Source organism: Methanobacterium spitsbergense, assembly GCF_019931065.1.
GTDB lineage: Archaea > Methanobacteriota > Methanobacteria > Methanobacteriales > Methanobacteriaceae > Methanobacterium_B > Methanobacterium_B spitsbergense.
In genome coordinates this window covers 311,618-332,240 of the sequence record NZ_JAIOUQ010000007.1, presented here as the reverse complement: position 1 = coordinate 332,240, position 20,623 = coordinate 311,618, and the positions used below count along the sequence as shown (strand labels likewise).

General features: G+C 29.9%; 27 protein-coding genes and 2 tRNA genes. 16 read left to right on the top strand and 13 right to left on the bottom strand.

Annotated features, from left to right (window positions below; all coding sequences use genetic code 11):
• Window positions 1-366: 366 nt before the first annotated feature.
• Window positions 367-675: a protease htpX gene (locus K8N75_RS07340; RefSeq protein ID WP_223791422.1), complete on the top strand. Its 309-nt coding sequence runs from the start codon at window positions 367-369 to the stop codon at window positions 673-675.
• A 231-nt stretch (window positions 676-906) separates the two neighbouring features.
• Here the strand turns inward: K8N75_RS07340 and K8N75_RS07335 are convergent, their stop codons facing one another.
• Window positions 907-1,395: a hypothetical protein gene (locus K8N75_RS07335; RefSeq protein WP_223791421.1), complete on the bottom strand. Its 489-nt coding sequence runs from the start codon at window positions 1,393-1,395 to the stop codon at window positions 907-909.
• Between the two features lie 574 nt (window positions 1,396-1,969).
• Here K8N75_RS07335 and K8N75_RS07330 point away from each other — a divergent pair.
• Complete coding sequence (locus tag K8N75_RS07330; protein ID WP_223791420.1) at window positions 1,970-3,511, top strand: Ig-like domain-containing protein; 1,542 nt, start codon at window positions 1,970-1,972, stop codon at window positions 3,509-3,511.
• 50 nt (window positions 3,512-3,561) lie between these two features.
• On the opposite strand, the gene K8N75_RS07325 is transcribed toward K8N75_RS07330, so the two are convergent.
• A complete protein-coding gene (locus K8N75_RS07325; protein ID WP_223791419.1) occupies window positions 3,562-3,894 on the bottom strand; it encodes a DUF2098 domain-containing protein in 333 nt (110 codons plus the stop codon).
• Window positions 3,895-3,945: 51 nt separating this feature from the next.
• Window positions 3,946-4,179: a PRC-barrel domain-containing protein gene (locus K8N75_RS07320; RefSeq protein ID WP_223791418.1), complete on the bottom strand. Its 234-nt coding sequence runs from the start codon at window positions 4,177-4,179 to the stop codon at window positions 3,946-3,948.
• Window positions 4,180-4,322: 143 nt separating this feature from the next.
• Here K8N75_RS07320 and K8N75_RS07315 point away from each other — a divergent pair, with 143 nt between their 5' ends.
• The 4 genes from K8N75_RS07315 to K8N75_RS07300 all read left to right on the top strand — a co-directional run bounded on the left by K8N75_RS07315 (window position 4,323) and on the right by K8N75_RS07300 (window position 8,272).
• Window positions 4,323-5,378, top strand: coding sequence for a CBS domain-containing protein (locus tag K8N75_RS07315; protein ID WP_223791417.1), 1,056 nt, complete (start codon window positions 4,323-4,325; stop codon window positions 5,376-5,378).
• Window positions 5,379-5,533: 155 nt separating this feature from the next.
• Window positions 5,534-7,165, top strand: coding sequence for a tRNA uridine(34) 5-carboxymethylaminomethyl modification radical SAM/GNAT enzyme Elp3 (locus K8N75_RS07310; RefSeq protein WP_223791416.1), 1,632 nt, complete (start codon window positions 5,534-5,536; stop codon window positions 7,163-7,165).
• 40 nt (window positions 7,166-7,205) lie between these two features.
• Window positions 7,206-7,880 (top strand): deoxyribose-phosphate aldolase, encoded by a 675-nt coding sequence (gene deoC / locus K8N75_RS07305; protein ID WP_223791415.1) that lies wholly within the window; start codon window positions 7,206-7,208, stop codon window positions 7,878-7,880.
• Between the two features lie 41 nt (window positions 7,881-7,921).
• Window positions 7,922-8,272 (top strand): cyclophilin-like fold protein, encoded by a 351-nt coding sequence (locus K8N75_RS07300; RefSeq protein ID WP_223791414.1) that lies wholly within the window; start codon window positions 7,922-7,924, stop codon window positions 8,270-8,272.
• A 184-nt stretch (window positions 8,273-8,456) separates the two neighbouring features.
• Here the strand turns inward: K8N75_RS07300 and K8N75_RS07295 are convergent, their stop codons facing one another.
• Genes K8N75_RS07295 through cofH form a run of 3 tightly spaced genes read right to left on the bottom strand, consistent with a single transcriptional unit; the run spans window position 8,457 to window position 10,503 of the window.
• Window positions 8,457-8,855, bottom strand: coding sequence for a GNAT family N-acetyltransferase (locus K8N75_RS07295; protein WP_223791413.1), 399 nt, complete (start codon window positions 8,853-8,855; stop codon window positions 8,457-8,459).
• A gap of 35 nt (window positions 8,856-8,890) precedes the next feature.
• Window positions 8,891-9,373, bottom strand: a complete 483-nt coding sequence (locus tag K8N75_RS07290; protein ID WP_223791412.1) for a MarR family winged helix-turn-helix transcriptional regulator — start codon at window positions 9,371-9,373, stop codon at window positions 8,891-8,893.
• Window positions 9,374-9,387: 14 nt separating this feature from the next.
• On the bottom strand, window positions 9,388-10,503 hold the full coding sequence (gene cofH / locus K8N75_RS07285) for a 5-amino-6-(D-ribitylamino)uracil--L-tyrosine 4-hydroxyphenyl transferase CofH (RefSeq protein ID WP_223791411.1): 1,116 nt from the start codon (window positions 10,501-10,503) through the stop codon (window positions 9,388-9,390).
• Between the two features lie 153 nt (window positions 10,504-10,656).
• Between cofH and K8N75_RS07280 the strand changes: the two genes are divergently transcribed.
• A complete protein-coding gene (locus tag K8N75_RS07280; protein WP_013645503.1) occupies window positions 10,657-10,863 on the top strand; it encodes a histone family protein in 207 nt (68 codons plus the stop codon).
• A gap of 247 nt (window positions 10,864-11,110) precedes the next feature.
• Entirely contained in the window at window positions 11,111-11,602 is a 492-nt protein-coding gene (locus K8N75_RS07275) for a rubrerythrin family protein (protein WP_223791410.1), read from the top strand.
• A 309-nt stretch (window positions 11,603-11,911) separates the two neighbouring features.
• On the opposite strand, the gene K8N75_RS07270 is transcribed toward K8N75_RS07275, so the two are convergent.
• The 6 genes from K8N75_RS07270 to K8N75_RS07245 form a co-directional block, all read right to left on the bottom strand.
• On the bottom strand, window positions 11,912-12,163 hold the full coding sequence (locus K8N75_RS07270) for a hypothetical protein (RefSeq protein ID WP_223791409.1): 252 nt from the start codon (window positions 12,161-12,163) through the stop codon (window positions 11,912-11,914).
• Between the two features lie 83 nt (window positions 12,164-12,246).
• The gene (locus K8N75_RS07265) at window positions 12,247-12,831 is read right to left on the bottom strand and encodes a DUF2953 domain-containing protein (protein WP_223791408.1); all 585 of its coding nucleotides are present in this window, start codon (window positions 12,829-12,831) and stop codon (window positions 12,247-12,249) included.
• Window positions 12,832-12,869: 38 nt separating this feature from the next.
• A complete protein-coding gene (locus K8N75_RS07260) occupies window positions 12,870-13,343 on the bottom strand; it encodes a GerW family sporulation protein (RefSeq protein ID WP_223791407.1) in 474 nt (157 codons plus the stop codon).
• Between the two features lie 714 nt (window positions 13,344-14,057).
• Complete coding sequence (locus K8N75_RS07255) at window positions 14,058-14,705, bottom strand: class I SAM-dependent methyltransferase (RefSeq protein ID WP_223791406.1); 648 nt, start codon at window positions 14,703-14,705, stop codon at window positions 14,058-14,060.
• Window positions 14,706-14,959: 254 nt separating this feature from the next.
• Window positions 14,960-15,172, bottom strand: a complete 213-nt coding sequence (locus K8N75_RS07250; RefSeq protein WP_048190783.1) for a hypothetical protein — start codon at window positions 15,170-15,172, stop codon at window positions 14,960-14,962.
• Window positions 15,173-15,467: 295 nt separating this feature from the next.
• Window positions 15,468-16,580, bottom strand: a complete 1,113-nt coding sequence (locus tag K8N75_RS07245) for a glycosyltransferase family 4 protein (RefSeq protein WP_223791405.1) — start codon at window positions 16,578-16,580, stop codon at window positions 15,468-15,470.
• A gap of 367 nt (window positions 16,581-16,947) precedes the next feature.
• Between K8N75_RS07245 and K8N75_RS07240 the strand changes: the two genes are divergently transcribed.
• The 8 genes from K8N75_RS07240 to K8N75_RS07205 all read left to right on the top strand — a co-directional run bounded on the left by K8N75_RS07240 (window position 16,948) and on the right by K8N75_RS07205 (window position 19,893).
• Window positions 16,948-17,268: a hypothetical protein gene (locus tag K8N75_RS07240; RefSeq protein WP_223791404.1), complete on the top strand. Its 321-nt coding sequence runs from the start codon at window positions 16,948-16,950 to the stop codon at window positions 17,266-17,268.
• An 84-nt stretch (window positions 17,269-17,352) separates the two neighbouring features.
• The gene (locus K8N75_RS07235; RefSeq protein WP_223791403.1) at window positions 17,353-17,760 is read left to right on the top strand and encodes a hypothetical protein; all 408 of its coding nucleotides are present in this window, start codon (window positions 17,353-17,355) and stop codon (window positions 17,758-17,760) included.
• A 26-nt stretch (window positions 17,761-17,786) separates the two neighbouring features.
• Window positions 17,787-18,104 (top strand): potassium channel family protein, encoded by a 318-nt coding sequence (locus K8N75_RS07230; RefSeq protein WP_255590847.1) that lies wholly within the window; start codon window positions 17,787-17,789, stop codon window positions 18,102-18,104.
• A 118-nt stretch (window positions 18,105-18,222) separates the two neighbouring features.
• Window positions 18,223-18,549 (top strand): type I restriction endonuclease, encoded by a 327-nt coding sequence (locus K8N75_RS07225; RefSeq protein WP_255590846.1) that lies wholly within the window; start codon window positions 18,223-18,225, stop codon window positions 18,547-18,549.
• A 316-nt stretch (window positions 18,550-18,865) separates the two neighbouring features.
• Window positions 18,866-18,937, top strand: a tRNA-Val gene (locus tag K8N75_RS07220).
• Between the two features lie 3 nt (window positions 18,938-18,940).
• A tRNA-Phe gene (locus K8N75_RS07215) sits at window positions 18,941-19,013 on the top strand.
• 302 nt (window positions 19,014-19,315) lie between these two features.
• A complete protein-coding gene (locus K8N75_RS07210) occupies window positions 19,316-19,510 on the top strand; it encodes an eL43 family ribosomal protein (RefSeq protein ID WP_223791401.1) in 195 nt (64 codons plus the stop codon).
• 194 nt (window positions 19,511-19,704) lie between these two features.
• Window positions 19,705-19,893 (top strand): hypothetical protein, encoded by a 189-nt coding sequence (locus K8N75_RS07205; protein WP_223791400.1) that lies wholly within the window; start codon window positions 19,705-19,707, stop codon window positions 19,891-19,893.
• A gap of 12 nt (window positions 19,894-19,905) precedes the next feature.
• Here the strand turns inward: K8N75_RS07205 and K8N75_RS07200 are convergent, their stop codons facing one another.
• The gene (locus K8N75_RS07200; protein ID WP_223791399.1) at window positions 19,906-20,535 is read right to left on the bottom strand and encodes a YrzE family protein; all 630 of its coding nucleotides are present in this window, start codon (window positions 20,533-20,535) and stop codon (window positions 19,906-19,908) included.
• Between the last annotated feature and the right edge of the window lie 88 nt (window positions 20,536-20,623).

The following is a 20,623-nucleotide window of genomic DNA, read 5'->3' as shown; positions in this document are numbered from 1 at the left end:
ATTTTAGTTTTTATTAGGAATTTCTGAATTAATTGCTTTTTTATTTTAGTATCCCAATAACCTCCTCTTTACATATTATGCTTTATTATGAAATTCTCTTTTTATTTATATAATCATATAAATAACAACAATAAATATTGGTTTTTTTAAATCCTATGGTATATTCATCGTTTTATTGTGCAAAAAGAAAATTAAGATAATAAAATTAATCCTATGCTAACAAAAAACAGTTTATGACTTTAAAAATTTAAATACAATGTTATGTTAGTAAATTTCAATCTATGCTAAGCAATAATTTTGAATATAATAATCAATATAGAATAAATTATATTTGGGATTGTTGAAAAATAACATTGGGGTGATTTGGTGGTTTCGAATGATGAGATAAGGAAGAAATTATCAGATAAAAAGGAAGGAAAAAAACAAATAAAAAAGAATTTAGCAGAAGATAGGACTCCATCAAGTGAAGAAATCAAAATGAAATTTAAGCAAAAAAAAGAAGTTCCAAGTGAAAATAGAGGATATTTATTTTGTAAAACTTGTAACGGATATTATGAACTCCAACAGGGGGAATCTGCTTCTAATTTCGAGAGTTGTCAATGTGGAGGGAAATTAAAACATATAGATACTCTAGATTCATTAAATTTAAGCTACAAACCAAATAAAAATAAATGAATAAGAACCTCATTAGAAACAAAAAATGATAATTGAGATGAATGGAAATTTGGTTAGAATGTTTCGATTCTACTGTTAGAATTAGACTTTGTATTTTTTCCTTTTTCTAGTAAATTTTGATACTAAAATCCAATGAACATATAATTTACAATATTTCAATAAAATATACGTATTTTTATTAAGATAATTATTAGCATAATAAGATTAAAATTTATAAAAAATTATAATATTTTAATCTTCAAGTGCCCTAATATAATCAAATAGTTCAGGATATTTTGATCTAAATATTCTTGGATCTGATTCGATTTGTTTGTTTATTATTTGCATGGATTCATTAGAAAGAGTTAGTTGAATTCCTTTTACTATTGCATTCTGTTCATCTCTTACTATATCATGAATATTTTTAAATCCTTTAATTTCTTCCATAGGATCTAAATTTGCTCTGATTTGAACCTCTGAAGCTTTTTTCATTTCCTCTAAAAGTTCAATGATTTCTGGATCAACATTTTCTTGTGTTTTTAAAATATCAATTCGCCTTTGTATGTCTTCAATTTTTGGAAATGAACAGCTCTCTTTTTCCATTTTTTTGTATATATCTGGCAATCCTATTCCTAATGGAGCGCAACTATCATCTAGATATGCAGGTTCTTTTATTAAGGAATTTTTAGTTTTTAATATACTAAATTCTTTTGGAAATCTCTTTTTAGTTTCTTCATCCATTTTAATCACAACAATATAATTAGGTCTGTTTTTTAAATTTGATCAACCTACTAGATAACTCTTCCATTACATCAGGACATAAAATTTGATTATTTAAATTAAATTTTTTATTTACCATTAGGTTGAATGTATCCATAATTTATTCAAGAATTAAAGAGATATAATCTACATTAAAGTAAACGAGGAATTATTTTTGTAAAAAAACCATTAATTATTGGATTTGTATTGGTTATTATATCTCTTTTTTCCATTTTTCAAGAATTTCCAAGTAAAATTTGAGCTTATTTTTTGACTTAAAGAAATATTTTATTCCAAATTTCAAATCAGTTCAGTTTTTGGATAAAATGTTTAATTAATTCGATCTGTCAATTTAATTTGATTATTTTTAGTTATTATTTAATTTTATAATTATTTCTATTTTTATATATCATATCAATAACTTTAAATATTCTAATGTTTAAAGTATACATGCAAAGTTTAAGGTGATATTATTTTATTGATAGATAGAAAATTTATGATTTTGTCTTTGTTTTTGATTTTCTTAGTAGTTAGTATAACCCCAATAAGTGCACAATTGAAAGGTGAAATAGAAGTTAATAACCAAACTAACATAGACACAAGTTTAAACTCTTTAACAAATAGTTCAAATAAAATAAACATAACAAGTACGGAATTAAGTAGACATACGGAGAATATTAAAGTTTCGGCCGAATATGTGAAGGATAATTGGTGGAAATTCTGGAAATTTAAGAAAATTAAAGAACATATATCCATCATAAAAACCGAAACAAAACAAATTGAAACACTGACTAAAGAAATAGAAATAGAAGCGCAGAACATTAATGAAACTTTCTACACGGCCGACAAACAAGTTGAACAATACAACGACTCTATGAACAATGCACAATTAATGGCAGACAAATTAGAATCATATTTTAAAGTTTCCTTTACAATCTCACAAACTAATCCCTTTGATTTACATAATAGTGAAATAATTCAGTTAAAAACTGATAGCGGAAATTATGTATATCTAAGTTTCGATAGAATTGATAACTCAAGTGGATTTGCTTATTTTAACGGGACAGATAACAGAGCTATAAGTATTCCTATTGAAAAACTTCCAAAAATGATTAAGCTCAAATTAACATCAAATCAACCTATTAACAGCAAAGAAGTAATAAATCAGGCATATAGAATACAAAAAGCAAATATAGACCATAAAATTCAAAAATCCAATGATTTGAAAGATAAATCAAAAAAATTTAAAATAATATTTGCAAGTTTATTTTATCTAGATTGCCTTTTAATATTAGTTTCTGGCATATTGTCTATTTTGGCAGGAGGTATAATCTTGTCAGTAGTTATGATCCCATATGCCCCCACTCTTATGTATGCTATTATTCTTATGATGGGTATTGGTTCTTTAATCGCTGCTGCATCGGGTATAATTGCAAAAGTGTCTACTGACTTGTTAAAGGATGCAAATAAATTAAAAAATTCTGCAGAATCGGAACTAGCTGATTTGAACTTTTATCATAATGGGGTTGTAAACCATGTACCAACAGCTGGAAACATGTCTTTAAATACTAAGGTGAATGAGACTTTGAGATGTGTTTTTAATGCAACCGATGCAGATGATGATTTGGCCTATACAAATTTAGTTTCTGAACCGGAACATGGTAACATAACTATCAATGGCACTAATTTTGTTTACACACCTGTAAATAATTATGTGGGTAATGATACATTCATTTACACATCAGTAGATAAAACAGGTTTAACATCTAATACTGCAGGGGTTAATATCCAAGTCATAAATAATCAAATTATAAATAAATCTTTAAATGTTACAGCGCAGAATTTAACTAGAAATATTACCAAAAATATATCTTTAAACATTGATATCCTCTCTAATTATCATGTAGTTCTTGTTCAAATGCCGTTACATGGAACTGCCACAGTAGAAGACACTATGTTTGATCATACAGTAATATATTATAGACCCTTTAAGGATTACGTTGGAAATGATTCGTTATCCTACAAACTACAATCATCAGAAGGAAATATGTCAAATATTGTATGGATAAACATAACAATTAAAGATTGGCCTCTTTAAAATCCCTTCAATTAACATCTGCAATGAAAATAATAAGGTATTAATGTTAATTAACCTCCGCCATCACATAGTTCGTTGCTCATGTCAACATCTTCAAATTTACCTTTAGATCTTTTGATTTTTCCTTTGATGTCTTCTTTCTCATCAACATCTTGTTTTTCTTTTATTTGATAATTGGATTGTTTATTTAATTTTTCGTGTGCTGATTCACCCATAACTTCAAGTGATTCGCTATTATACCATAAATCAGTTGTGTCCACTAATACCCATGTTCCATTATCATCAGATTTAAAATCAACTGCTTCCCCTGCACTTCCAGTACCAGCATATCTTACTTGAAAACCTTTTAAAATAGGTTTTCCCCTTACATCTTTTACTTGCACAAGATCACCCCATATTTCTTAAAAACAATTATGATCTTAATTATTTATAATTTAATCAACATCTATATCTGATTTTTCAATATTTAGGAGAAGATAATCGCCAAGTACAGCTATTTCATTGGGTTTAATCTCAATATCTTTTTTTCTTATGCCAAATTCACCAGCAGATATGGTTATAATATTTATTTGACCCGCTAGAGGATCCACAATCATATCAGAAACTTTACCTATTTCTACAGCGTTTTTATCTAAAACTTTTGTTCCTAGAAATTCACTAACCTTCATTAAAACACCTTTATTTATTATCTATTTTTTGTTTTATTTAATTTTTTAAGGAAATTCTTAAAAAGTTAATTGATGATGTTCCTAATATTAATAGTTTAACTTTACAAATAATAATATCAGTCTAAAGTTTTGGATCGTGAAAAATGAAGTACTCATTTAAGATATTTAGTATATTTGGAATACCCGTGGAACTTCACATATCATTCCTAGTCCTCATGTTGTTAATTTACATTATAGCTCTTTTTAATTTAATTCCTTCTGTAAATATTTTAACCGCTGTATTAATAACTTTAATTTTTGCTACAGTAGTAATACATGAGTTGAGCCATTCTTATATTGCAAAACGTTATGGTATTAAAATTCAAAGGATAGTTTTGCTTCCAATTGGTGGTATCTCTGAAATGGAAGAAATACCCAAAGAACCCGCAAAAGAATTGAGAATTGCCTTGGCAGGTCCTGTTTCTAATTTAATTATTGCTGTAATTACATTTGCTATCCTCATAATATTTGGAACCTTTCTTTCAGCTATACTTTCAGGAGCATTGTACTATTTCACAGTTGTCAACTTACTTCTAGGTTTGTTTAATCTTCTTCCTGCATTTCCAATGGATGGTGGAAGGATTTTAAGAGCATTTTTAGCTGAAAGAATGGATTTCATAAAAGCGACAAAACTTGCTGCAACTATTGGTAAACAATTTGCAATAATAATGGCGGTTATTGGAGTTTTTTTTAATTTTCTATTAATACTGGTAGCTATATTTGTTTATCTAGGTGCTGAAGGAGAGTATAGATCGGTTGTGGTTTCTACACTTTTGGGAGATGAAAAGGTAAAAGACATAATGACATCAGATGTCCATACATTAAATCCAGATAATTCTGTACAAGAAACTTTGAAAATAATGTTCCGTGAAAAACATATGGGATATCCAATAACAGAGGATGGAAAGTTAATTGGAATTATCACATTTCATGATGTATCAAAGATACCAGAAAATAATCGGGACATGCTGATCAAAGAAATAATGAGCACCGAAATGATAATATCTGATCCAAATGAAAATCTTGTTGAAACAATTGGAAAACTCAATAGAAATAATATTGGACGTTTGCCTGTAATTGAAAATGGCGAGCTTGTAGGAATAATATCAAAAACTGATATAACAAAAATACTCGATAAGAAAGAACCTAAATTAGATTAATACTTAATCTAAATTTATTTTTAAATAATAATCTGAATCCAAATATCTTTAACTAAATAAAAAATTTATTGATAATAGATGAATAGAAAAATAGTTAATAAATACTTACCATTATTATAATCTAATTTAACCATACTAAATAAGGAGATTTTTATATGAAAGATGCTTGTAGGTTCATAATCAACGAAATAATGGAGGGGAAAGTTAAAACAAAAAAAGACCTAGAAAAGCTTAAGTTGAAGGCTTGTCGAGATTTTAAACTAATGGAATTTATGAGCAACTCTTTAATACTTGAAAATGCTACCCCTTCTGAAAGAACGGAAATATCTCCTATTATTCGTAAAAAGCCAACTAGAACAATTTCGGGAGTTGCAGTAGTTGCAGTAATGTGTAAACCACATAAATGTCCCCATGGAAGATGTACATACTGTCCTGAAAGTGATATTGCCCCTCCAAGTTATACTGGAGAAGAACCTGCCGCACTTAGAGCTCGTATGTATGATTTCGACCCCTACAAACAGACTTACAATAGACTGTCACAACTTGAAAGTATTGGACATCCACTGGATAAGATCGAACTCATAATCATGGGTGGAACATTCTCCTCCTATTTCCTATGCTACCAGGAATGGTTTGTAACACGTTGTATTGAAGCAATGAACGATTTTGGAATTGAAAATCTAGATAGACATATTGAAATTCGTAAGAATGGAGATTTAAAGATCCCCTCAAAATTCAAATACTTGGAAGAAGCACAAATCACCAATGAACAGTCTCCTGTAAGATGTGTAGGTATGACATTTGAAACCCGTCCAGATTATGCTAAAATTGAAGATATTGATCGAATGCTCCAGATGGGAGTTACAAGGGTAGAACTTGGTGTCCAAACCATCTATAACTTTATTTATAAACGTATCGAACGGGGGCATAGGATTAATGATGTTATTGAATCTTCTAGAATATTAAGAGATTCTGGAATTAAAGTTGCAATGCACTTAATGCCAGGATTATACTCAGACCCTGAAAGAGACCTGAGGATATTTCGTAGGATATTCAAAGATGAGAACTTCAAACCGGATATGTTGAAAATATATCCGTGTCTCGTTACCCAAGGATCTAAAATCCATGAATTATGGCAGAAAGGTGATTACACACCATACACAACTGAGGAAGCTGTTGATCTAATTGTTAATGTTAAAAAAATGCTTCCAAAATGGGTTAGAACTATGAGGATTCAGCGCGACATACCTTCACAATTAATTGAGGCGGGTGTTAAAAAATCTAATCTTGGTGAACTTGTTTACCAAAAACTAGCCCTAGAACATGTAAAATGTCAGTGCATAAGATGCAGGGAAGTGGGTCATCAAGATATTCTAGGTATTAATCCCGACTTTGGAAAAATAAAACTTATGAAAGAGGAATATAATGCTGGTAAGGGTCTTGAAATTTTCTTATCCAAGGAAGATCCTAAAAATGACATATTAATTGGATTTCTAAGATTGAGAATACCTTCTCTTAAAGCCCATAGAATGGAAGTAACCTCGAAAACGGCCATTATTAGAGAACTTCATGTTTACGGTCAAATGGCTGAATTAGGTCAGAAAAAAAATGAACTATGGCAACATATGGGATATGGAGAAGAATTACTATTTGAAGCTGAAAAAATAGCTTCAGAAAATTATGATAAGAATAAAATGCTCATAATAAGTGGCGTTGGGGCCCGTAACTATTACAGAAAATTTGGTTACGAAAGGGAAGGCCCTTACATGTCCAAAATAATTAAGTAATATAATTCTCTTATAAACCAAAATTAAGGAGTTGATCTATTTGATATCCCCTGAAAAATTGGCTTCAATGATAGACCATACAAATATAAAACCAAATGCAACTGTAAAAGATATAAATAACCTTTGTAATGATGCTATGGAATACAATTTCTCATCTGCATGTGTTACACCAACAAATGTGGCATTAGCCCATGAAATTCTGAAATCAAATGATGTAAATGTCTGTTCTGTAATTGGATTTCCATTTGGAGCAAATAAATCTGAAATAAAAGCATTCGAAGCCCTTGTAGCCGTAGAAGATGGCGCAGTAGAACTGGACATGGTCATGAATATTGGGGCATTGAAATCATGTGCAGATTCACTTGTTAAAAGAGATATCGAAGGTGTAGTCGAATCAGCAGATGGGATGGTTGTGAAAGTTATATTAGAAACAGCATTATTAACAAATAGTGAAAAAATAAGGGCTTGTAACATTTCAATGGAAGCTGGAGCAGATTATATTAAAACATCTACAGGGATTGGATATCCTGGAGCAAATATCCAAGATATATCACTTATAAGAGAAACAGTAGGGCATGATATGGGCGTTAAAGCATCAGGAGGGATTAGACACCTTAATACTGTACTTGATATGATTAATGCAGGAGCATCAAAAATTGGGACTTCCACTGGACCAGCAATAATGAAAGAACTGGAAAAGACTATACATAAATAATTTCTAAATTATTATTACAGAAACTATATGGGAGGAATACAATGGAAATAGAAATAGAAGTGATTGGAAAAGGAAAAGTTAAAGCTATTCTTGATAACAGAAACCCATATACTGCAAGAACGATCTATGAAAACCTCCCTCTTGAAGGGGAAGCTAATCTATGGCTCCATGAAATATATTTCGATGTTCCATTAAAATTGGACTATGAAAATCCCAGTTCAACAACTGAAAAGGGAGATCTATCCTATTGGCCTCCAGGATCTGCGTTTTGTATATTTTATGGTGGATCACAACCTGCATCAGATGTAAATAACATAGGAAAGATAAAAGATAATCTTGAACTCTTTTTTGATGTTGAAAATGATGATAAAATTGTTATAAGAAAATTTTAATTATTTAAATAATTTATACAATTTTTTTGTCCATTATTATCCTATTATTATTGGTCTTAAATCCTTTTTTAAGATAAAACTCTTCTGCAGGTAAATCTATATTGGTCAACAGGATTAAACGATTGCAATCATCGGTTGCTCGGTTGCATTCAACATAATCAAGTAACTTAGTTCCAATTCCATTTCACTGCATTTCATTCGCAACAAATAATTCGTCTATAAAAAAATCATTTCCAGTCCACCATGAACGTTTATGACCAAAACATGCTCCAACCAATTTGGATTTTTCATAGGCAACAAAACCCTCAAAAACAGGATTTTCAATTAGTTCATTAAAATAAGTTCTTACTTGATCAATAGATATCCAATCATCATTCCAGGGATCTGAAGAGAATACATCTTTGTATAATTCAACACATTCATCGATATCCCCTAGTGTGAATTTCTTTATTTCAGCAGTTCCATAATACGTCAAAACAGTATTTGTTGAATTTTTATCTAAAAAAATTGTTCCATGTTTCTTAAAATGTTCAGATATTGGTCCATGTGTAAAATGTTCTATAAAAATAGATTTAACAGACATAGTATAACCTCATAAAGTTTAGTAGCTAAACTATGTTATAATAATTCATGTTTTAAAAAAGTATCTATGAATTCTTCAATCTTACCCATAATTTCAATGAATGATTCTAATTTTTCTTCTTCAATACCCTCCATATAACCGAAAAATTCCTCTTCCATTTGTTTATGTACTTCATCCATAATGTAAAATGCTTTCCAACCTTTTTCAGTGAGTGACAGAACAATTTCCTTAGCATTACCGTTTTTTTTATCTTTTTTAAGAAATCCTTTATCAAAAAGTTTGTTTACAACTTGTGAAACTGCTCCTTTGGTAATACCAAATTTTTTACTCATTTCTGTTACACTATTACCATAGTTATTTGCAACAGAATCTATAACATGCAATTCAGAAGGATAAAGTTTCTCATCTGAACCAATATCAATGGACATTTTTTCTAATTCATTGAATTTTTTTGTAATTCGCAAAATAAGAATCATAATTTTAAATGTAACTTCATGATTGATCTGTGTGTTTTCCATTTTAACCACTGAAATTATACAACATGAATATTCTTGTACAAAGTATCCCTTTCTGCAGGTATTCTTCCCATATTCCGGATTACCCTTTGAAAATTGGCAGGATTTGTTCTCACTCCATGCTGGGCCCCGGCAGATTTGGATATACTTTCCTCACCTAATGTACCTCCTAGATCATTTGCACCGGCACCTAAACAAACTTGTGCAAATTTAAACCCTAGTTTAACCCATGAAACTTGAATATTGGGCAGAATATTTCCAAACATTAATCTTGAAACTGCATATACCTTTAGATCCTCAATTCCGGTTGATCCTGGAGCAGCTTTTCCATCTTTGTAAATTTGTGTATTTTTATGCATAAATGTTAATGGCACGAATTCTGTGAATCCACCAGTTCTCTTCTGTATACTTCTTAGGATGTCTATATGTTCAACTCTATGTTTTATTTCTTCAATATGTCCGTACATCATGGTACAAGTTGTTGGTATCCCAGTTTTATGCGCTGTTTCAACAATTTCAATCCATTTGGCAGTGTTCATCTTACTTGGACACAGAATTTTCCTGATATCATCGTTTAATATCTCAGCTGCATTTCCAGGGATTGAATCTAACCCTGCTTTCTTTAGCATTTTTAATTCTTCTGAAATGGATATGTCTGATTTTTCTGCCCCATATAAAATTTCCATTGGAGAAAATGCATGTATGTATATGTCAGGAAGTTCTGATCTCAATTTTTGTAAAAGTTCTTCATAGTAATATGCATCAACTTTGGGGTGAAGTCCACCTTGTATACACACTTCATTTGCACCATTATTCCAAGCGGTTTCAGCTCTCTTAACAATTTCATCGGTACTCAAAAAGTATGATTCACTGTTTTTTTCTTCCCTTTTAAATGCACAGAAACCACAGGTTCCAGTACATATATTGGTGAAATTAATGTTCCAGTTCTGAATGTAAGTAATTTTATCACCAACAATCTCTTCGCGTCGTGCATCTGCAGCAATTAAAAGAGCTTGAAATTCTCTTCCAGTGGTATTCATGAGTATAAGTGCATCTTCATTAGATATCGGGGTTTCTAAAGATTTTTCTAGTATCTCTTCTATATGGGTGTCAATGTTTAACAAATCAAACATGGAATTTGATATTTTACTTAGTAACCTTATAAGTTTTGGTTACATAATGATCTCATTGATTGATTGATTATTGTATAAGTCATGGCTAAAAATCCGAGTAAAACCGATAAATTTAAATATTAATTATCCCTAGGTTAAATAGGAGGTGAAATTATGGCCGAATTACCAATTGCTCCAGTTGGAAGGATCATAAAAAACGCTGGTGCTCAAAGAATAAGTGATGATGCAAAAGAGGCTTTAGCCAAATCACTCGAAGAAAAAGGTGAAGAAATAGCTAAAAAAGCCGTAGAGCTTGCAAAACACGCTGGAAGAAAAACTGTCAAAGCAGATGATATAGACATGGCTGTTAAAACAGCCTAATTTTCTTCCTTTTTTATTTGTTTTTATTTTTAATTACCAAATCTTAATGTACTAGTATGAAATTAATTATTAAAATTAAACCACATAATATTGAATTATATCTATTTTTAAGGGAAATTAATCTTTAAACAACACTTATAAAATATTTAGAAATTATAACCGATATTCTGTTACAAAACAAATTTTAGTAATGGAGTTATAATAAATTTATAAGATTTTATGTTGATAAATTTGTGAGGGTAACAATATGAGTTCAAAAGAAAATTTAATGGAAGCATTTGCAGGTGAATCACAGGCAAACCGAAAATATTTAGCATTTGCTAAAAAAGCAGACAAAGAAGGATTTAAACAAGTTGCAAAATTGTTTAGGGCAGCTGCTGAAGCAGAAACAGTGCATGCACATAACCATCTTGAAATAGCGGGCGGAATAAACGAAACAAAAGAAAATCTCCTTGAAGCCATAGCAGGAGAGACCGAAGAATTCACAGAGATGTATCCAAATTTTATTGCTGAATCAAAAGCAGAGAAAGATGACGCAGCTAGATGGACATTTGAAGTTGCTAACAAAGTAGAACAAATACACGCCGTGTTATATCAAAAGGCCCTTGAAAATCTTGATGACACTCCTGAAGTAGATTATTATGTCTGTGCCCTTTGCGGAAATACAGTTGAAGACAATGCCCCAGAAAAATGTCCAATATGTGGAGCATCCAATTCAGAATTTATGAAAATTGACTAAAAATATTTTATTCTATTTTTTTTTATTACATGGAGTGTTTCAATTTCACTCAATTTATGCTGGTCATGATGCCATCTAATGTTAACACAACAACTCAAGTGAACATTTACTTATTCTTCCTCGGCATTTCGTTAAACTCCAATATTTTTTCAACTAAAATTGCTACCATGAGCCCTATGTAGACGTAAACATGTATCTAAATAATATAAATTTTTAATTAATAAGATATACAAAATGAGTCTATTATTAAAAATGCTAAACATTTACAAGAATAATGTTAATTTTAATACAAATGCAAAAAAATTTAGTTTAAAATTTATTTCCGCTTAGGATTCTATTTTGATAAAGGTCAATAATCTCTTCTGAATTAACTTTTTCTTCTGTCAATGGTAAAATATATTTTATTGAGGGTTCAATAACCAATAAAGCAATTGGAGAAATTTGTTCTGAAAAAGAACTATCCATTTCTATTGTTGAAATTTGTACCACCGGATAAAATGTTCTTTCTCCTATTTTAAACTCCTTTCCAATTTCTTTGACATTCTTATTTTTAAAATTCATTGTATTGCCCTAAATATATGTAATATAGTAGATTGGATACCTTTTTTTATTGGATAACTACAATATTTTTAAAAATTAAATTATCATGCTCTGATTTCATTTATAAAGTTTCTCACAGGCTTTTTAGTAATTGATTTTAATGATTCAATAACTATCCATAAAAGCTTTAATTTTAATTCAAGTTCTATATCTCCCTCTAATGTGGTTTTCATAAATTCTGGTTGAATATACAATGAAACATTAGGATATAGATTCACCCATGAAGATATTGACCAGAATATACCCGCAACTTGGGCAGTATCCACAGGACTATCCATTCCCATTTTAATATGAATAATCAATTTTTCCAGTATAAACGAATTGATAACCGCAGAGAAAACCTTTTGAAAATGTGGAAGAGCTTCCAAAAAAAGATTGAAAACCTTTTGGACCCTTTCAATAGTCCATTGAGATTTTTCTTTTTTCTCTTCTTCCTTTTTCTCTTCTTCCTCTTCTTTGGAGGGTATATCCCGTTTAAATAACCTGATCCTCATCCATGTTACTTTAAAATATCCCTTAAATTCTAAACCACTATTACCCAATATTAGGGAAATATGAAAGGGGATCATCATAATACTTACAAAAAAAAGTATTATAAGAAGTATTATGATGATTAGAATGTTGATCAACTGGAGTCTCCCAAATTTTATTATTTAAAAGAGTGTTATTATTTGTCTTTCACATCTAAACTGGTTTCATCCTTTGTATCTTTGAATTTAGCCTCTTTATTCTTACCTTCGTATTTTACTTCTTTCTTTTTATGACCCTTTTCCTTCATCATTTTGCTTCCCTGCCCCATAATCTCAACGGCAGCATTACTTATCTCGCCTATGGCTCTTGATAAAGGATCTGGATTTTTCAAAGACATTACTTTTACGCCTTCGGGACCATCAACTCCTTTGAAGACAACAACCATGGCTATAGGTTCAATACCTGCTGCACCACCAGCTCCAGCACCTGCTCCACCAGACTTATCAGGTCCATTACCTTCAGCTTTGCCTGCTCCGAATCCCATACCCATTCGTGTAATGGGAATCAAAATTTTGTCTTCAGTTTCTATGGTTTCTCCGACTACATTTTCAATGTTTAATACTTTTCGAATTTCTTCTACAGTTGTTTTAATAGGATCTCCAATATCCAAATTAAATTCCTCCTTAAACATTTAAGTAACTTTTAACACTATTTATTATGTAAGCTAAAGCATATAAAATTTGTTGGCTTCGATTTTCAATGGACTTAAAATCATTTCAACGTGTTAAACTCGGGCAGTTTAATTAATATTAGATAATTTTAGCTTTAAAGGATATGTTAAAATAGATTATAAAGTATTTTTAATAAATTTACGAATTTAAATGGTTTTTTCATATAACTCTCAATTTTTATTAAATATTATCAAAATAAGATGATTATATACTGATTTTCAATACCCCAGTGGAAAAGGTTATATATGAATAACTTTTATTGAACATAGACTTATCACTATTCTCTAATGTTATAGTGAGATCTTCTTTGCATAAACTAATTTTGATATTAATTTGACTACTATTTTTGACTACCTATTTGACTAATTGTAAATATGTTCCCACTGTGGGAACATTCCTTGAGGATGTTCAAAACTTTCCAAAACTTTTATTTTTATCAATAAATATTATTGTGTAGTAATTATACGAATCATGATAATATTTTTAGGGTGATAACTTTAGATATCAAATGCAATGGGTAATGTTAGTAAATCAAATTTAATTAGAATAAGCAATAACTGAATATATAATGAAATATAAGGATTTATTAGAGTAGTATTTGGGTGTTGTTTGGAATATATTGGAGAGTTGTTGGAATTTAATATAACGTACTCTTATTTAGTAATTTCACACCAAATTTCCTGATAAAAATTCTTTGAAGAAAATATTTTATTCAATTTCCCAACTATAAAACGTGGAATTCTGTTGTTCCAAAGATTTACTCCAATGGTTGCATCTCTTAAAACCATATCTTTATAATTAGATATTTTACCACCACTTAAAGAAACGATATTATAAATCTCTTCTTTTGAGAATCCGCAGTGTTTATGTGTTTTATCCAGCTGGTGAAATTCAACAATACCTTTCATCCACATTTCTTCGTTTCTTTGGGGAACATAAATGAGTACATTTTCTCTACATGCTTTAATAGATTTTTCTAATAGCAAAAGAGGTTCATCAACATGTTCAAGTATATTATACAAGATTACAGTATCAACTTTTGGAATTTCCGTTTCTGATGCATCACCTATTATCAAATTTATATCCGAAGGATATGAAATGTCATATTTCGTATTATCAATTCCATAATATTTATCTTTCCAGCCATTATTTCTTAAAAATTTATACAATTCACAAGTCGCACATCCAACATCTACAACACTGCCTTTTTGATATTCAAATGCAAGATGTGCATAATGGGGGGCATCTTGCCATTCTTTCCAACCAAAATCAAATTCAGTTTTAATTAAACCGTTTCCCATTTTATCTTATTCCATCACTATAATAGTTATTCAGGTTTCCTAGGGTAACCACTAATTAATAATTCAAATCTAATAAGGATAAACTGAATATATAATGATTTATTAGAGTAGTACTAAACTTAACACATTATGAAAAAGGATGTTTTCTATAATAATGATACAGGATTAGGTCATGTAAACCTTAATACAAGTATGGCCTACTAATGTGAATAATAGAGATTACTATATAGATTAAACAATATGAATCTAACTTTCTACTTTTCTAGATCGTGTAAAAACTTATTGAAATCCTCAAAGTGGAAGACTACTACCCGATCCCCATTCTGAAATTGCTTAAGTTCATTTTCCCATCCTTCAGCTGGTTTAACTGTTTGGCCTGTTAGAACCCCATTATAATTCCTAACATCTTGTAATCTCATAGAACCTTTTTCTTTAATTATCTTTCTACCTATTTTATCTTTTGGCATAAACTACCACCACCATAATAATTGTTTATTTAATCCATAGATACAAGTAGCGATCACATGGTTTATTTTGAATGTACCATTATTTACCACCTTAAACATATTACAATCTAAAACCATTTAACCCTGTAGTTAATATTCTACAGGGTCTTCCATCTTTTCAATGTACAAATAATGTTCTAAAATTACCAAAAAGGAACCTTTTTTTATGTTGGTAAAATTGTGTAATTTTTAGTTCTATTTTTGGATCTACTTATGGTTCACATAAAAAGATCTAAAAGAAAAGAATCAAAAAGGTTCATAGAAATTCTCTATATATATTTAAAGTTTTATGTGCTGATTTATCCCAATTAAATATTTTAGCTCTTTTTAATCCTTTATTTATCATGTTATCTTTCAAGGTATCATTTGTCAGCACGTCATGCATTTTATCAGCCATTAATTCAATATCTTGTGGGTCTATCATTATCCCTGCATCACCAACAACTTCAGGTAATGATGTTGTGTTTGAGGTAATTACTGGTGTTCCACAGGCCATTGCCTCCAATGGTGGAAGACCAAAACCTGCATAGGCACACGGATAAACCAGGATATCTGCAGCATTGTACCATTTGGGCATGTCTTCTTCTGGTATGTATCCAACAAAAATAACATCTTCTTGTAAATGGAAATCCTTGATCAATTTTAAAATATTTTCACGTCCACGATACCCTTGAGATTCTCCTATTTTCACCATTTTAATGCCTGGAATTTTTTTCTTAAGTTGTGCAAAAGCTTTTATCAAAACAGGAACGTTTTGTCGCGAAGTTTCAGAACCCACATAAAGCACAACTTTCTGATCATTTGAAATATTAAGTTTACTTAAAATCTTTTTATCCCGATTCTCATAATAAATAGAATGATCAACAGCGGGATAAACAATTCTAATCCTTTCTTCGGGATAATCTAAATATTTCATAATTTCCTCCTTAGAAAACTTAGAGATTGTAATTATAATATCCGCAAGTCCTAGCCCTTTCATGTTTTCTTTCCATATGGAAGACCTGTCTTTGTCGTATACCCAAGGGATAATATCGTAACAGGTTACAATATTATTTTCAAGTTTAATAGAATTTAGGATATATGCAAATCCCTGTGAGGTTATATGTTTGATATTGCCCTCTTTAACTTCATTCTTGACTGTGTGGATATACCTGTATTTATCAATGGTTTTTAAAGTTTTTTTTCCTATATCTGTAATAAATTTTAGTGATTTATTTTCATATGAGTCTGATCTGAGGGGCATTAATGAATTATATTCAATAACGTTCAATTTAGCATTTAACCTTTTAACGATCTCCATCTGGTACTTAGATATAGATATCCAAAATTTTTTATCTGTTCTGGACCCGTTTATATAATCGATTTCCATTTTCACCATATTACAAACTATGTAACCATATTAATGTATATCAATAGGGTTAAACTTGAAAAAAAAATGAAAATGAAACAAATTAAACCTAAAACTAACAGGAAAACAACTAGATCTTTTGGACAGCTCTCAAATTCAATGGGTAAATATTAATAAATCCAATCTAATTAGAATACATCCAAAATAATATTAAACCACGTTTCATATAGAATATTCAACCAATATAATAATAGGGGGGGAATGTATATTACATGTTTCACCCAAAAAAATCTATCTCTTTATACATTTTTGTGCCGTGAAATTTGATAAAATCCCATCCCTACCCTCTTTAATATAAAAAATTTAAAAAAAGAAATTAAATCCTGAAATGTTCCAAGAACAAGAAGAAGTAATTGTATATACAAGAAATGAATTTAATCGATTTTACACTTCTATGATGGAACAAATAAACTATATAAATCAAATAGACCTGTACCTGGACAAAAATGAAGACTGGAAACTAATAGGATACTGGCCTAAACTAATGGAAAAAGTACACATCCTAGACGTGAACATGGAATCAATACTAACAAAAGAACCAATACAAGCATATATGAATTCATCACCATATAATACAGTTAAAAGTTCACAGAAGAACATTGCAAGATCTAAAAGAAAAGTATCAGGACAAATAAAGCTTCCAATTTGAATCTAGAAAAGTATCCTTAAATGATTATTTTTTAAGAATTTTTGAAAACATTTAATTAAATAGATATTAATACATGATTTAATAATGAAATATGATCATTTTAATCTGTTGAAAAGTATTATTAAGTTAATTATTATAATTTGGATAGTTGCAGATATTATTTTGCTTACTTCTTTGTATTTCATTAATTTAGATACTGTTTATGGCTTGATTGTTATTTTTGATACATTATTATGTCTTGTTTTATTTGTTCAATTTGTGTTTAAATTGCATTCAAAAGAAAATATACAACAATATGTAAGAGAAGATTGGAAAGGCGTTGTTATTGATATAATTGCTATGTTACCTTATGAACTTTTAACATTAGGGGCGTTTGGTTTTATAAGGCTTTTAAGGTTAGTGAGGATTTTTGGTCTTTTTGAAAAGGGTAAAAGTAGTATGTTTGACTTTATTGAAAAACTAAGCTCAATTACGTATTTTTTAGTCTTTTAATCATTGTTATTGCAGGATCTATTGCAATGTTAGTTTTAGAAAGTTCGCCGGACGATAAAATTAATACACCCTTGGATGCATTATGGTTCGTTATGACCACAATAACTACTGTTGGTTATGGAAATATCACTCCTATGTCTTTTGGAGGTAAAATATTTGGTATTATTTTAATGATAGTAGGTGTTGGATTTTTCAGTTTATTAACAGCAACTTTGTCCTCATGGTTCATGAGAGGGATAGAATCCGAAGAAGAAGAGCTAAAAAATAAGATAATAAGTATGGAAAAATCAATGAACGAAATGAAATTGGAAATAAAGGAATTTAAAGAATTATTGAAAAAATGATTAATAATTTGGGGGAATTCGAATGGATTTAATAGATAATTTTAAAAATATTTCAGCTACAATACCTAAACAGATGGATTTAATCCAAACAGAATAAGCCACTAAAAATGCCATAGTGTTGCCATTCATCAAAGCTTTGGGATACAATATTTTTGACCCTAGTGAAGTAGTTCCAGAATTTACTGCGGATATTGTTGGTAAAAAAGGAGAGAAAGTGGATTATGCTATAATGAGTAAGGGTAATCCAATTATTTTGATTGAATGCAAGTCAATTAATGATAATTTGGATACAGAAAAACATGCTCAACTATTTAGATATTTCATGGGTACAGAGGCACGTTTTGGAATATTAACTAATGGAATAATATATAGGTTCTTTACTGACATAGAAAAACCTAATACAATGGATTCTAAACCATTCTTTGAATTTAATTGTATAGAATGAATATTTTCTTTTGTCTAATTTGATATTTTCTTCTTCTTCCTTGTCTGCTTCATAGTAGAGTTCTCTTATTGTTTTACCTATTAATTCTGAGTATTGTTTCATTGCAAGTGTGTACAACTCTCTTGAGTTTTTGCTCAGGTTTTTCTTTTCAAACCAGTAATCAAGTATATCCTCATCTGATTGCATACTATTATACATCTCCCTGTGGATCTACATTTCTTCTAGGAAATATAGGTCTAATGTGAGAGCAGATGATAAGTTCACCCATGCAAAGTGTTATATATGAATAGAGTTATATTCAAGATGGACTCATTTTGGGCCGGTGGTCTAGGGGTATGATACCTCCCTGACACGGAGGTGATCACGAGTTCGAATCTCGTCCGGCCCATTTGCCGTGGTAGTTCAGTTGGGAGAACGCCAGACTGAAGATCTGGATGTCGCTGGTTCAAGTCCGGCCCACGGCACTTTATTTTAATATTTACATTTATTAATGTATTATATTTTTTTTTGAAGTTCTTTTAAGTATTATCTGGGTAATGTAAGATTATACAAGTAATTTAAAAGTAATTAGTCCATAAAATAAACTAAAAAAATAGAGTATAATAAATTCATTAAGTTTTCAGAAGTTATCTCAATACAATACAAAATTTGAAGATACTTTTTTTAAAAATAGATGTTAAAAGACATAACCATAAATATCAAATTTACTAAATTAATATTACATATATAATTTGTAATATTCTAATATTATAAGGAGAATAATAAAATGACAAAAACTAGTTCATGCCCCAGATGTGGTTCAAAAAAAATGAAAATACACAATCCACAGGCACCAATATGGGAATGTTCAAAATGTGGATATAGTGGTTCGGTTGTTGTGGAAGATGGTAACCTTGAAAAACAGATTAAAAGCCTCAAAAAGATGGATAAATTAAGTAAAAAACTTATTAGAGGTAGATAATAGCTTAAAATGTGGGATGTTTTTGAGCCTCTTTAAAAAACATTCGTAGAATATTCTTTATACATGATATTAACTTGATTTTTATAAAATATATTGAAAGCACTAATTCCATTGTAATTCCAATTAAAACACCTAAAATAATTCCAAAAAAATAAATTCGAATTTTAAACATATTTTATGGAGATATGGTCAAAATGGCGAGTTCATGCCTCAAATGTGGTTCAAACCAAATGAAAATACATGATCCTCAGGCAAAATTATGGGAATGTTCAAAATGTGGATATACTGGGTATATAGCGATTGAAGACGATAACTTGGAAAAACAGATCAAAGAAGCTAAAAAAATGGAAAAATTAAGTAAAAAGATTATGAAAGGAAGATAATTCATATTTTTATTATAATTTTTTTCGCTTTAAAAGTGTTCCAAATATTCCCCCAACAACTGATAATGAACCAAATATTGCTATAACTCCAAAGAAAGCCAGACTTCCACTTGTAATTCCAACCATAATCCCTAAAATAACCCCAACGAGACCCCCATTTATAATTCCATTTTTGAAGTTGATACTTCCGCCTATGTACGAAGAAATCAACCCTGAAATTATTGCCACACACATAGCCAATATTCCAAAGGCGATTAAAAAGTTTTGGGGAATATCTTCAGCTTTCTGAGGAATATTAGTTCCGAATATTGCTAGTACAGATAATACAATTGCAATGATTAAAAATCCAAATCCTACTGCAACTCCAAGTATACTTATACTTACATTTGGAGATTTTTTCGATGCAGTTATTAATTCTCTGCCACAACCAGAACATATATCCGAATTTTCGGAATTTACAACTCCACAGGTTGAACAGGTGATTTTTTGATCATTAGAAGTTATATAATTTTTTTTAGATCCATTTAATGTAGATGAATAATTTAATTTTCCACCACACTCGCATTTGGCATAACTGAAGGAATTTTTACCCTCATTTAGTTCATAGTATTTCCCACATTCTTCACAGATTAAATAAGACATAAAATCACCACTTATTTGGTTAAATTCATAAATTTAAGCGTAATAATACCAATTTTTTAGACATTGATGAATTATTTCATTAAGATTT